Raw genomic sequence first — 12,760 nt, 5'->3', positions numbered from 1 at the left:
CGATACCGTTGCTGAGTGGTGTTTAAGGTGTGGCGAATTCCCAAACCATGCCAATTTGCCAGCGATGACTTTCGGGTTCTATCCAATATTTGCCGCCCATGGCTACGGTGTTGGAGTCGGCCAAATGGGTGTAGCGCACGAAAGGTTTGAGCGATTCACCATTGCTCAACGCCACATTCATTGCGACTTGTGCGTATTGGCCGCGATGTTGGGTGTTCACGATGTCTTGGTAACTGGTGTTCACTTCTGACAGCTTGGACGTGTGTCGCCCGAAAATCAACAAGCCTGCATCCAATTCCCACATGTCGTCGATGCGCCAACGCATGGGCAACCAAAGTTGGCTTGCACTGCGCTGGTAGCCACCGTAAGTGGTGCCTTGGAAAGTGGTGGTGCCGCGCAAATCGTTCCACAGCGTGTGCAAGGCCAGACCTGCAGACAAGCCTTCTTGGATGTCTGACATCACGGGCCACAGTGCGCGCCAACGCGTTTCAAGGTTGGTGACACCATTCATGCTGCCCGAGCTTTGGCTGGTGTACTTTTGCTGACCCAAGAAGATGTCGCCTTCTAGCTGCGCGCTTGGCATGTCGGCCCATGGTGTGACACGTGCATGCAAACCCAACTCAGGGCCTTTGAGTTGCATGAGGCCGGGTTCTTTGTATTGGTTGATGCCACCGCTTGCACCCCAGTGAATACGGACGGGTTCCGAAATATCTTGGCTGCAAGCGTTGGCAACAAAGAAGCTCAAGCAAATGCCTGCCATGTGCCAGAGACGAGAGGTGTGTGTCATTGGGTTTGGATGCGAACCATGCGAATGGTGGGATTGTTGAAAATGGTGAGGCGCGTCGTATCGGCAGTGGAGACGTTCACCGAACCTGATTGGCTGCTGGCACTCAAAGCTGTGTAAATAGTGACGGTGGCTTTGTTTACCGCAAGCTGCGTGTTGCTTTGAACATCCATGATGCGAATAGAACCTACCTTCCCTGTGAAGCGGTAAAACACATCCTTGTTGTCGATAGGCGCGTTCGTGCCATAGGCTTGTGTCGCGCAGGCCAATGCGCCCACGTAGCCGGGTTTGCTGAACAGACAAATTTGCGCTTGCGCAATGACTGGGTCAGTGTTGGCTCCACCACTGGTGCTGGATGCTGAGCCACTGCTCTCTGTGGTGCCTAGCAAGCGGTAGCTGCTGGCTGTCAAACGCAGGGCCGGCCGTGTGATGTTTTGGCTGCCATCATTGACTGTCAGGTGCATTGCGGAAGAACCACTCAAGCCCAATGCGGCAATGTCGGTGGTCAATGCATTTTCTACTTCTGCCAAGGTGGCGCTGGGTTTGACGCTGTAAAGCACGGCCACGCCACCGGATGCCATGGCTGTGGCGGGCGATGTGCCAGCCACTTCTTGCCAGCAGTCGTAGCTGCCAGCGGTGGGGCACACCACGGGTAGGGTGTAGCGGCCTGAGCCATCCACATCGCCACCGAGCGCAATGAGTTTGGTTTGGTTGTTGAAGTTGGCGTAACTCGCCAAACCGCTGTAGTTGAGTTTGGCCGCGGACACACTCAGGGTGTTGCTCACACAGGCAGGAAACGCAATGGCATTTTTGGTGCCACCGTTGCCTGTGGCAATGATGGGCAACACCCCTTGGGTGCGCAAATTGGCAAATGCGGTTTTGAACAAGCTGCCCACATAGTCTGAGTCGCACGCTGCGGTGTAGCTGCCGCCACCTAAGCTCATGTTCATGGCCACGATGGGACTTTGACCTGCGGTGCGTCGACGGCGCGCTTCGCTGGTGACCCATTCGATGCCTGCCAGCAAATCACCCGCTGATGCCGACAGGCTTTTGCCTGTGCTGGTGATGGTTTGGTTGAACACCTGTACCGGCAAAATTTGCGCGTTGGGTGCGATGCCTTTGGCAGTGACGCCACCCACGCTGTAATTCATGCTCGCGGCAGCGGCCATGCCCGTGCCGTGAGCGCAACCTGCTTGAATGGCTTCGGTGCGCGTGCCACTCCAAGTGTCAGCGCAGCTTTTACCGGCAGTGGTCGAAGTGGTGTCTGTGCTTTGGCCGTTAGGGCAAAAACCGCGCCCGCCATTGGTGGGGGTGGAGAAGCAGGCACCGTTCAAAACCTTGTCACCACTCAGTGCGGGATGTAGGTTTTCCACACCTGAGTCCATCAATGCGATCACTTGGCCTGTGCCGTCTGCCACGCGTGTGTTGAGAGTGGGCTGAGCGGTCACGCCATCAAAACTCAGTTTGACAGCATCGTTGGTTTTGCTGACGGTGCTGTTGGTGATGCTTTGCGTGGACATGGGAATGTCCGCATGTACCGCCGCCACGCCTTTGAGCTTGGGCAGCAAATCGAGTTCGCAGGCGTTGAGGTCAATGCGCACCACGTTGCCAGAGTTAGGGGTATGCGCTTGGTTGATGCGTGTGGCCAAGTCGGCGGTGGTGCAACTGCTGCCGGTGGTGGCTTGCAAAGCGCCGCTGGCGTTGGCTTTGAGGGAGGCCAAAAAGTTTTGTTGGCTTTGCGCGCGTTGCTCGTCTTCGGTTTGAAAGACGCTGCCGATGCCTGAAACGGTGTTGTTGCTGTCTAAAGCCACAAACACTGACACGGTGTCATCGGCGTTGCCGGGTGTGATGTCTGCCACTTGGGCGGCCACCGTGGCATTGGGTGTGCTGTTGAGCGAGTTACCCCCGCCGCCACCCCCACCGCACCCAGCGAGAATGGCAGATAAGAAGAGGGGGACAATGAGGCGATGATTCATCTGTTGCAGGGTGTGGGTGTATTCAACCACTGTAAATCGACCTTATGTCCATATTTTAAAGAGAGCTTTACATTTCTAGTGATAAGCCACCTGAAGTCATGAACACTTTTCGTATCGCGACCTACAACATCCACAAAGGCGTGCAAGGCCTAGGCCCCGCACGCCGCCTTGAAATTCATAACCTCGGCCATGCGGTGGAGCAGTTTGATGCCGACATCGTGTGCCTGCAAGAAGTGCGTGCGTTCAACCGCCAACAAGCCCGTCGTTTCAAGCGCTGGCCGGATCAAGGTCAAGCTGAATTTTTAGCGCCTGAGGGCTACACACCGGTGTACCGCACCAACGCCATCACCAAGCATGGCGAGCACGGCAATGCGCTGCTGAGTCGCTGGCCCGTGCTGGAGCATCGCCACGAAGACATGTCGGACCACCGCTTGGAGCAGCGTGGTTTGTTGCACGTCACCTTGCAGATGCAAGCGCGTGAGGTGCATGTGATCGTGATTCATTTGGGGCTTTTGCCGGGCAGCCGTTTGCGTCAAACACAGCAACTGCACGACTTCATTGCGCGTGAAGTGCCTGCCGATGCGCCGTTGTTGGTGGCGGGCGATTTCAACGACTGGGGCAGCGCGGTGTCGCGCATGATGGCCACGGTGGGCTTGCACACCAACATGGGCAAGCAATATCCCACCTACCCATCGCGTTTGCCGCTGGCGCAACTGGACCATGTGTATGCGCGCGGTGTGCATCGCGTGGCCACGCATGTGCCGCGCGGTCCGATTTGGGGGCGCATGTCTGACCACTTGCCGTTGCTGGTGGAGTTCGCGTGGGACGCCCCATGAACGCCCAGCACGCCGCACACGACACACGTTTGTTGCGCAGCGGTGGTGCTTTGTTTGCCGCCTTGATCGAGGCGGTTGACCGCGCTCAACATGAAGTACTTTTAGAAACCTACATCTTTGACTTTGCAGGCGCAGGTGCTGATGTGGGGCATGCGCTGACCCGTGCTGCCCAGCGCGGCGTGCGCGTGTGCGTGGTGGTGGATGGTGTGGGCACGGGTGCGTTGCCTCCCGAGTGGACGCAACGTTTTGACCAAGCTGGTGTGCAGTGCCGCGTGTACTCGCCCTTGGCGGGGCTTGGCTTTTGGTTGCCCAGCCGCTGGCGGCGTTTGCACCGCAAGCTGTGTGTCATCGATCAAGCCTTGGCGTTTTGCGGTGGCATCAACATCTTGGATGACTTCATCGACCCCAATGTGCCCGGTGGTTTGCAGCTGCCTCGCTTGGACTATGCGGTGAGCCTGCGTGGTCCTTTGGTGCGTCAGGTGCATGACGCCATGAGCCAGCTGTGGTCGCGCATCGAGGCTGTGCGCGAATTGCGTAGCCAAGATATTGCGGGCGCGCTTGATGCCCTGCGCAGCGCTGACCAAGATTTGAAATTGCCCACGCGCGGGACCGTGCAATTGGTGCTGCGCGACAACGTGCGACACCGTTCACAAATTGAACGTGCCTATCGCAAAGCCATTGGTTCGGCTCGACACGAGGTGCTGGTGGCGAGTGCGTATTTCTTTCCAGGCTTGCGTTTGCGTCGCGCTTTGGTGCTGGCAGCACGCCGGGGTGTGCGCGTGCGTTTGCTGTTGCAAGGCAAGTACGAATACTTCGTGCCCTACCGCGCCTCACGCCAGCTTTACAGCAAGCTGTTGGCGGCAGGCGTGGAAATTTATGAGTACCACGACAGCGTGTTACACGCCAAAGTCGCTGTGGTGGATGGGCACTGGGCCACGGTGGGCTCGTCCAACCTCGACCCGTTTAGCCTGCTGCTGGCGCGTGAAGCCAATGTGGTGGTGCGCGACACCACTTTTGCCCAAGACCTGCAAGCCAGCCTGAGCGAAGCCATGTACACCGGCGCAACGCGGGTGGACGCGCACACCTTTGCCCACCGACCGTGGTGGCAGCAGCTGGTGGACTGGGGCGCTTCGTTGGTCTTACGCTTTGGCGTGTTTTTAACGGGCAAACGCTACTGAAGGCCCTAGCCCGTAGGGGCTTTGCTTCGCTGATACCATCGTTGCCATGACTGCAAAAGACAACTTCGAAGGCACGCCCGTTTCTGTCAAGATCCGCGAGCGCATTGCCGCCTCACGCAAACGCTTCCACAGCAATGACAACATTGCCGAGTTCATCCAGCCCGGCGAATTGGAAGCCTTGCTCGACGAAGTCGAAGTCAAGATGCAAGGCGTGCTCGACAGCTTGGTGATTGACACCGAGCACGACCACAACACTGGCGACACCGCCCGCCGCGTGGCCAAGATGTACTTGCAAGAAGTCTTCAAAGGCCGTTATGTGCAAGCACCGGCCATCACTGAATTCCCCAACGCTGAGCATTTGAATGAGCTGATGATCGTCGGCCCCATCACCGTGCGCAGCGCCTGTAGCCACCACTTTTGCCCTGTCATTGGCAAGATTTGGATTGGCGTGTTGCCCAACGAGCGCACCAACGTCATTGGCCTGTCCAAGTACGCACGCTTGGCCGAGTGGGTCATGGGTCGCCCTCAAATTCAAGAAGAGGCCGTCGTCCAATTGGCCGACCTCATTCAAGAAAAAACACAGCCCGATGGCTTGGCCATCGTCATGGAAGCCAGCCATTTCTGCATGTCATGGCGCGGTGTGAAAGACATGGACAGCAAGATGATCAACTCGGTCATGCGCGGTGCTTTCTTGAAAGACCCCAACTTGCGTCGTGAGTTCTTGTCTCTGATTCCCAAATAAGGATAAATGCCATGTTGGTTCGTTTGCTATACGTCAGCCGTTCGGTCAAACCCGAAACTCCAGAAGAGACAGAATCTATTCTCAACAGCTCGCGCGAGCACAACATCAGCAATGGCATCACCGGCGTGCTGTGTTTTGGTGGCGGCATTTACTTGCAAGCCATCGAAGGTGGCCGCAACCAAGTGAACGCGCTGTACACCCACATCGTCAAAGACCCACGCCACAAAGACGTGGTCATCTTGGACTATCAAGAAATCACCGAGCGTCGCTTTGGTGGCTGGACCATGGGCCATGTGCGCCTCGACAAACTCAACCCATCCATCGTGTTGAAGTACTCCGAAACGCCAGAGCTCGACCCCTACGGTGTGTCGGGCCACGTGTCGTTCGCGTTGCTGGAAGAACTGATGGCCACTGCGTCCATCGTCGGTCGCGCCTGACGCGCTTGTTGGTCAGCGCTTGAGCGCCAACGCTCTTTCCATTGTTTTGCTCGCAGGGCTGCTGCATGCCTTGTGGAACATTCTCGCCAAAAAAGCGGGCGGTGACGCACGCTTTGCTTGCTTCACCGCAGGCGTTGCCATGGTGGTTTGGGCCCCTGTTGGGGTTTGGATCGGATGGGACGTGTTGCCGCAGTGGGGTACATGGGAATGGGGCTTTGTCATTGCCAGTGGCGTGTTGCACGTGCTGTACTTTGTGGTGCTGTTACGCGGCTATCGCCATGCCGATTTGACTGTGGTGTATCCCTTGGCGCGTGGCACAGGCCCCTTGTTGTCATCGCTGGTGGCCTTGGTGTGGTTGGGCGAATCCATGTCGTACATCGGCGCTTTGGGTGTTGCGGGGGTGGTGAGTGGTGTGTTCCTCATTGCGGGTGGCCCTAAGCTCATCACCGATTGGCGCCGTGTGGATGTTGTCAATGAAGATCAGCTGGCATTCCAACGCCTGCGCAGCGCAGGCTTGCGCTATGGTGTGTTGACGGGGCTATTCATTGCCGGCTACACCGTGGTGGATGGCTATGCGGTGAAGGTGTTGTTGATGTCGCCTATCTTGGTGCACTACCTGGAAAATTTGGTTCGCTTTGCCTTGTTGGCGCCTGTGGTGTTGCGCGATCGACCCACGGCTTGGACGCTGTGGCGTCAACAGTGGAAGTACGCGCTCATCGTTGGCACGGTCACGCCCATCTCGTATGTGCTGGTGTTGTATGCCATGCAAACTGCGCCTTTGTCTTTGGTGGCGCCTGCGCGTGAGGTGTCCATGCTTTTTGCTGCGCTCATTGGTGGTCACTTGTTGGGCGAGGGAGATCGCTGGTTGCGCTTGCTAGGTGCCTTGCTGATTGCTGCTGGTGTGGCGATGTTGGGGCTGGCATGACCGCTTCGCCACTTTTGGTGGGATGCGACTTCAGCAGCAGCCCCACCCCACGCAAAGCCATCGTTGTGGCCCTGGGCCACGCCAAAGCCGGACGCGTGCAATTGCAAAGCCTGCTGCGGTTTGACGCCTTGGCCTCTTTCGCTGATTGGCTCAAACAGCCCCAAGCGTGGGTGGGTGGTTTTGACTTGCCCTTTGGCCTGCCGCGTGAACTGGTCGAGCATCTGCAATGGCCCACCGATTGGTTGGCCTGCATGCAGCACTACAGCGCACTCAGCCGTGCCGACATTCGTGCCACCTTCAAAGCCTTTTGCGATGCACGCCCCGTGGGCGGCAAGTTTGCCCACCGCGCCACCGATACGCCCGCAGGTTCTAGCCCATCGATGAAATGGGTCAACCCACCCGTGGCCTACATGCTGCACGCGGGTGTGCCTTTGCTGATCGAGGCTGGCGTGACCTTGCCCCGCTTGCACGCACCTGCTGTGCCTGTTGCTTCACCCGAGTCATTGCGCGTCGCGCTAGAGGCCTACCCCGGCTTGCTGGCGCGTGAGCTGATTGGCAACACCAGCTACAAAAGCGATGACAAAGCCAAACAAACCCCTGAGCGTTTGATAGCCCGTAAGCAACTGCTGCAAGCTTTAGAAGTTGGCCAAACCCGTTTGGGTCTGCGCCTCAAACTCACCCATGCGCAGCACGACACCTTGGTGGACGATGCATCAGGCGACAGCCTAGACGCCGTGCTTTGCATGGTGCAAGCTGCGTGGGCACAAAGCCAGCACGAGGCGGGTGACGGGCACTACGGGCTGCCCGAATGTGACCCGCTAGAAGGCTGGATCGTCACCGCTTAACTTGTGAAGTGATTGGTATTCATTTCTGCATCGTTCTGGCTATAGTTGCACATCGCAACAAAGCTGCACGGCGCAGGAGTTTTTATGGATCGCAAAGACTGGCTGGTTCCCTTGTTGGCCGCCGTCATCGGGGTGATGGGCACATTGGGTGGCAGCTGGGTGGCGGGCTATCAGCACGAACGTGCCGCAGGTCGCCAGGCGCACATCGACCTCGCCAATCAACTTGCGGCCGAACGCGCCGCCGAACTCAATGCCTTCAAAGAATCGGGCCTGCGCTACATGAATGCCACCGATGCATTGGTGAACAACCTTGTGTTTGCTCAAGCCCGTGACAAAACCTTGGCAGAGCACCTCTCCCTCGTGCAAAGTGCGGCCAACGAAGTGATGCTGATTGGCGACGAAGAACTTACCCATCAAACCATCACCCTCAATCAAACCATCGCTCGCCTGCTCATGCCCAGCGCCAAACCCATGGAGCAGCGTTTAGGCGAACTCAATGTGCAGGTGCTAGCTTGGATCAAGCAATTCAAACGCAGCTTGGATGCTTTGAAAATGCAAAACGAAGAAGCGCTTGGCTTGCATGCCAGCGTGCAAGTGGCTGCGCCACTCAAGCGCTAAGCGCGCAGCCTAACGTTCCGACTCCAAATCCGGAATCCGATTAAACGCAATCCGCATCGGCGCATGGTCCAGCCCCGCTTGTGCGCTGGCAAAGTACACGGTGTTTTTGCCGTGCTTGCCGTTGAGTGCATCAATCGCGGCCATCAGTTTGCGGCGGTCTTTGGCAGGCGCTACACGGGCTGACAACGAGCCTGAAGGGCTAGGCTCAGTGCCTGCTGCCACCGCATCTAAAGCAGCATCCGCCGCTGCTTCCTCAAACCCAAACAAATCGCCCGTGTGCTGACCCGCTTCAATGAGGCCATGCAGCTGCACCCCAACTGTCACAGGCTGAGGCAGCAAGTGCAGGCCGCTGTGCCACAGCTGCTCTAGCGTGTGCAGCAAAAATGCGGTGTCTTGTGTTTCGCCCACATGCGCGGCGCGGTCGTCACCCATCAGCCCACGGTTGTCGCCATACCCGTGGCGGCAGCGCACATGCACGCTCATGCTGGTGGCGTACACGTTTTGTTTGCGCAGGCGCATGGCAGCTTTTTGCGTGAGGCGGTTGAGCACGGCAAACGCACCTGCGGGGTTGCGCAGGTCGGGCGGCAGCACGTGCGAGTGGCCCAGCGACTTGGCCACTGTCTCACGCGGGCCGTACCACTGGCCGCGCAGCTTGTCGTACATCTCGGCCCCCGCCACGCCGCCCCATGCTGTGCGCAGCAGCTCGCGGGGCGCGGCATACAGCTGCTCCATCGTGTGAATGCCGCAGCGCTCTAGCCGCTGCACCATGCGCGGGCCAATGCCGTTGATCGCCTTGGGCTTGAGCCCATACAAACGCTGCGGCAGCTCGTGCGCCTCAATCACCGTCAGCCCATCGGGTTTTTGCATGTTCGACGCCAGCTTGGCCAGCAGCGTGTTGGGCGCAATGCCCACCGACGTGCGCATGCATTCGCCCAGCTGCGCCACCATCTCAGCCTTGACGCGCTCGGCCAGCCCCACCGCACGTTCGCGCTGTTGCCAGCGGCCGGTTAGCTCGCACTCCATTTCGTCAATCGACAGCACTTGGCGCACGGGGGCCAGAGTGTCCACCACCGCCACCGCGCGGTGGTGCATCTCCACATACTTGGCGTGGTCGGCCAGCACGATGGCAATGTCGGGGCACAGCCGCCGCGCCTCGGCCACACCCGTGCCCGTGCCAATGCCCAGCGCCTTGGCCTCGTAACTGGCGGCAATACAGGACGACGTTTCGGCCAGCACCGGCACCACGCCCACAGGCCGTCCGCGCAGAGCGGGGTTGAGCTGTTGTTCAACCGAAGCAAAGTAGCTGTTGAAGTCGACGAAGAGGGAACGGAGTGTCATTGAATACTGTTTATAAAAACAGTATTCTAGGCATATGGCTTTAAATACACCACCCCATATCCGCAGGCAACGCCTCCAGTTGTCGCAGCTGCTGAATCGCTTCCGCATCCGTGCGATACATGTGCAGCCCCGCATGCGCTTGCAGGCAGCCTGCGCGGCGCAGCACGGTTTCTACGGGTAGCTTCATGCCGCTGATGTGCAGGCTGATGCCGCGCTCGCGCAGCATGGCTTCTAGCTTGGCGAGGCTTTCCACGCCGGTGGCGTCGATGCGGTTGATGGGCAGTGCAAACAGGCACACATGGCGCACGTTGGGGTGCTGGCCCAGGTGCTCCATCACCGCACGCTCTAGGGTGCTAGCGGCGGCAAAGTCCAGCTCGGCGTCCATGCGCAGGGCGTAAAGGTGGTTCGCCAAGGGCGGCAGTTTCCACAGGTGGCGGTCGCGCAGGCTGCCGTCGGGGTGCAGGCCCACTTCAATGATGCGCGGGTGCAAGCGCGTGTGTAAAAAGTGACTCAGGCCCATCACCACACCGGCCAACACGCCCCAATACAAACGCGGGGCCGAGAGCAGGGTAATCACAAACGTCACCACCGCCGTGGCGGCTTCGACGCGGTCAATTTTGTAAAGCTGCACAAACGCGTGTGGCTTGATCAGGCCCAGCACGGCAGCCACCACGATGGCCGCCAACACCGACTGCGGCACAGGCTGCAACACCGAGGTGAAGCACAAGAGGATGACCAAAATCACTGCCACCGAAAAGATGGTGGCCCATGCCGACTGCGCGCCTGCATACAAGTTAAGCGCCGAGCGGCTGAATGACGAGCTGGTGGGAAACGCGCCACACAGACCCGATGCCACTTTGGCCAAGCCTTGGCCAATCAAGTCTTGGTCTTGGTCCCAGCGTTTGCCGCTGCGGTCGTTGTCTACTTTGGCGCTGGATGCGGTTTCTAAAAAGCTCACCAGCGTAATCACCAACGTAGGCAGCACCAACTGTTTGAACATTTCCCACTCAATGACGCTGGGCACAAACAACGCAGGCAAGCCCTGCGGCAACGCGCCCACCACCGCTGTGCCCGAGGCCTCTAGCCCCAGCGCCCAGCTAGCGCCCGCTGCACCCAGCACCACCACCAACACGGTGGGGAAAGTGGGCCGCCAGCGCCGCGCCAACAGCAGCAACACCAAGGTGACCACGCCAAACACCAAGCTGGCCCAGTCAATGCCCGCGCCTGTGGCCAACGTGGACCAGCCATTTGTAAAACCCAACATCGCCGGAATTTGCGACGAGATGATGAGCACGCCCGCGCCCTGAGTGAACGCCATCAACACCGGCGAGCTGACCAAGTTGAGCAACCAGCCAAAACGCGCAAAGCCCAACACCACTTGCAACAAGCCCGTCATGAGCGACAGCCACACGGTGAGGTTGACCCACTCGGCACTTCCAGGCGCAGCCATCCCGCTGAGCGAGGCCGCAATCAAGATAGACGTGAGCGCCGTGGGCCCCACCGACAAACGTGGCGAAGCACTGAACAGCACCGCCACCAACGCAGGCAGCAGCGACGCATAAATGCCGGTGATGAGTGGCATGCCCGCCAACGCTGCATAAGCCACACCTTGCGGAATGACCATCAGGCCCACGCTCAGGCCCGCGAAGGCCTCGCTCTTGAGCAGTTGAGGGGTGGGCTTAGGCCAGCTTAGGAACGGGAAGAGACGCTTTGCAGAGTGCATGCGCTAATCGTAACGGCTGGCTCACCACCCGTAACGGCTGGCTCACCACCTGATACGCGGTAGTTTGCACAATGCGGTTTTGGGTTTGAGGTGATGGATGAACTTCACGCGGTGCAAGCAAATGGCAACAACGGCGCAAGGCCTGTGGGCTTGCATGCTTGTCACGTGGCTGCTGTGTCTGTGCGCCTCTGTGCACGCATGGCCCGGCGTGGTCACGCACGTGAGCGATGGCGACACGGTGTGGGTGCAACCGCTGCAAGGCGGTGAGGCGCACAAGGTGCGGCTGCTGGGCATTGATGCACCCGAGATTTGCCAGCCGTGGGGCCCACAGTCACGTGCCGCTTTGCACGCTGTGCTGCAAGGCCAAGTGGTCGAGGTGCGCGCCCGCACGCGCGACACCTATGGCCGCTTGCTGGCGCAGCTCACGCGTCAAGGCAACGATGTGGGCGCGTGGATGGTGGGGCAGGGCTATGCGTGGTCGTACAGTTACAAAAGCAACGCAGGCCCCTATGAGGCGCTGCAGCTGCAGGCGCAAACGCAGCACTTGGGGTTGTTCTCGGATGGGCGGGCTTTGCAGCCGAGGTTGTTTAGGAAACGCTTTGGGTCGTGCCACACACCGGGCAGCTAGCGTTGCGCTGCAAGCGCACTTCGTTCCACTCCATGCCACGGCCATCTAGCATTTGCAGGCGGCCCGTAAGGCGCGAGCCAATGCCTGTGATGAGCTTGACGGTTTCCATGGCTTGCATCGTGCCAATCACGCCCACCAGCGGCGCGAGCACGCCCATGGTTGAGCACATCACTTCTTCAGGTGCATCTGCCGGCGGGAAGATGCAGGCGTAGCAGGGTGATTTGTCGTCACGTGCGTCATACACCGACAGCTGGCCATCCATGCGAATAGCCGCGCCTGAGACGAGCGGCACTTTGTGCTTCACGCATGCGGCGTTCACGGCTTGGCGGGTTTCAAAGTTGTCACAGCAGTCCACCACCACCGTCACAGTGGGTACGAGGGCGTCTAGCTGAGCGGCGTCTAGTTTGTGGGCCAGCGCAGTCACGCGCACTTCGGGGTTGAGGGCCAGCATGGCGTGTGCGGCTGACTCCACCTTGGGGTGGCCCACACGCGCAGTGGTGTGGGCGATTTGGCGTTGCAGGTTGGTGAGGTCGACCGTGTCATGGTCGGCAATGGTGATATGACCCACGCCGCTGGCGGCCAAGTACAGCGCAACGGGAGAACCCAAGCCACCTGCACCCACCACCAGCACATGGCTGTCAACCAAGTGCTGCTGGCCTTCGATGCCCACATCGTCAAGCAGGATGTGGCGCGAATAGCGCAGCAGTTGGTCGTCGTTCACCGCAGATTC

General features: G+C 59.2%; 13 protein-coding genes. 8 read left to right on the top strand and 5 right to left on the bottom strand.

Annotated features, from left to right (window positions below; translation table 11 throughout):
- Positions 1 to 22 precede the first annotated feature (22 nt).
- Together LINBF2_RS10930 and LINBF2_RS10925 are read right to left on the bottom strand one after the other, a co-directional pair.
- Entirely contained in the window at positions 23 to 787 is a 765-nt protein-coding gene (locus LINBF2_RS10930) for a hypothetical protein (RefSeq protein WP_281888857.1), read from the bottom strand.
- Positions 784 to 2,760, bottom strand: coding sequence for a S8 family serine peptidase (locus tag LINBF2_RS10925; RefSeq protein WP_281888855.1), 1,977 nt, complete (start codon positions 2,758 to 2,760; stop codon positions 784 to 786). The genes LINBF2_RS10930 and LINBF2_RS10925 overlap by 4 nt, the downstream gene beginning before the upstream one ends.
- 98 nt (positions 2,761 to 2,858) lie before the next feature.
- Between LINBF2_RS10925 and LINBF2_RS10920 the strand changes: the two genes are divergently transcribed.
- The 7 genes from LINBF2_RS10920 to LINBF2_RS10890 all read left to right on the top strand — a co-directional run bounded on the left by LINBF2_RS10920 (position 2,859) and on the right by LINBF2_RS10890 (position 8,341).
- Positions 2,859 to 3,596, top strand: a complete 738-nt coding sequence (locus LINBF2_RS10920; protein WP_281888853.1) for an endonuclease/exonuclease/phosphatase family protein — start codon at positions 2,859 to 2,861, stop codon at positions 3,594 to 3,596.
- Positions 3,593 to 4,774, top strand: coding sequence for a cardiolipin synthase ClsB (clsB, locus tag LINBF2_RS10915; RefSeq protein WP_281888851.1), 1,182 nt, complete (start codon positions 3,593 to 3,595; stop codon positions 4,772 to 4,774). Before LINBF2_RS10920 ends, clsB begins: the two co-directional genes overlap by 4 nt.
- A 46-nt stretch (positions 4,775 to 4,820) precedes the next feature.
- Complete coding sequence (gene folE, locus LINBF2_RS10910) at positions 4,821 to 5,516, top strand: GTP cyclohydrolase I (RefSeq protein WP_281888849.1); 696 nt, start codon at positions 4,821 to 4,823, stop codon at positions 5,514 to 5,516.
- An 11-nt stretch (positions 5,517 to 5,527) separates the two neighbouring features.
- Complete coding sequence (locus LINBF2_RS10905; protein WP_281888847.1) at positions 5,528 to 5,953, top strand: BLUF domain-containing protein; 426 nt, start codon at positions 5,528 to 5,530, stop codon at positions 5,951 to 5,953.
- Between the two features lie 19 nt (positions 5,954 to 5,972).
- Positions 5,973 to 6,878, top strand: a complete 906-nt coding sequence (locus LINBF2_RS10900; RefSeq protein ID WP_281888845.1) for a DMT family transporter — start codon at positions 5,973 to 5,975, stop codon at positions 6,876 to 6,878.
- Positions 6,875 to 7,723, top strand: a complete 849-nt coding sequence (locus LINBF2_RS10895; RefSeq protein ID WP_281888843.1) for a DUF429 domain-containing protein — start codon at positions 6,875 to 6,877, stop codon at positions 7,721 to 7,723. The genes LINBF2_RS10900 and LINBF2_RS10895 overlap by 4 nt, the downstream gene beginning before the upstream one ends.
- A gap of 84 nt (positions 7,724 to 7,807) precedes the next feature.
- Positions 7,808 to 8,341, top strand: a complete 534-nt coding sequence (locus tag LINBF2_RS10890; protein WP_104801304.1) for a hypothetical protein — start codon at positions 7,808 to 7,810, stop codon at positions 8,339 to 8,341.
- A gap of 9 nt (positions 8,342 to 8,350) precedes the next feature.
- Here LINBF2_RS10890 and LINBF2_RS10885 read toward each other — a convergent pair whose 3' ends face one another.
- Together LINBF2_RS10885 and LINBF2_RS10880 are read right to left on the bottom strand one after the other, a co-directional pair.
- Positions 8,351 to 9,679, bottom strand: a complete 1,329-nt coding sequence (locus tag LINBF2_RS10885) for a DUF4113 domain-containing protein (protein ID WP_281888841.1) — start codon at positions 9,677 to 9,679, stop codon at positions 8,351 to 8,353.
- Positions 9,680 to 9,719: 40 nt separating this feature from the next.
- On the bottom strand, positions 9,720 to 11,402 hold the full coding sequence (locus LINBF2_RS10880; protein WP_281888839.1) for a SulP family inorganic anion transporter: 1,683 nt from the start codon (positions 11,400 to 11,402) through the stop codon (positions 9,720 to 9,722).
- Positions 11,403 to 11,523: 121 nt separating this feature from the next.
- On the opposite strand from LINBF2_RS10880, the gene LINBF2_RS10875 reads away from it, so the two are divergent.
- Complete coding sequence (locus LINBF2_RS10875) at positions 11,524 to 12,030, top strand: thermonuclease family protein (RefSeq protein WP_281888837.1); 507 nt, start codon at positions 11,524 to 11,526, stop codon at positions 12,028 to 12,030.
- Here LINBF2_RS10875 and moeB read toward each other — a convergent pair.
- The gene (moeB, locus tag LINBF2_RS10870) at positions 11,990 to 12,751 is read right to left on the bottom strand and encodes a molybdopterin-synthase adenylyltransferase MoeB (protein ID WP_281888836.1); all 762 of its coding nucleotides are present in this window, start codon (positions 12,749 to 12,751) and stop codon (positions 11,990 to 11,992) included. The genes LINBF2_RS10875 and moeB overlap by 41 nt on opposite strands.
- Positions 12,752 to 12,760: the final 9 nt, after the last annotated feature.

The sequence above is a fragment of the Limnohabitans sp. TEGF004 genome (genome assembly GCF_027924965.1).
Lineage (GTDB): Bacteria > Pseudomonadota > Gammaproteobacteria > Burkholderiales > Burkholderiaceae_C > Limnohabitans.
Note: the sequence above shows the minus strand (reverse complement) of the source record. Positions and strands in the feature narration are given on the sequence as shown.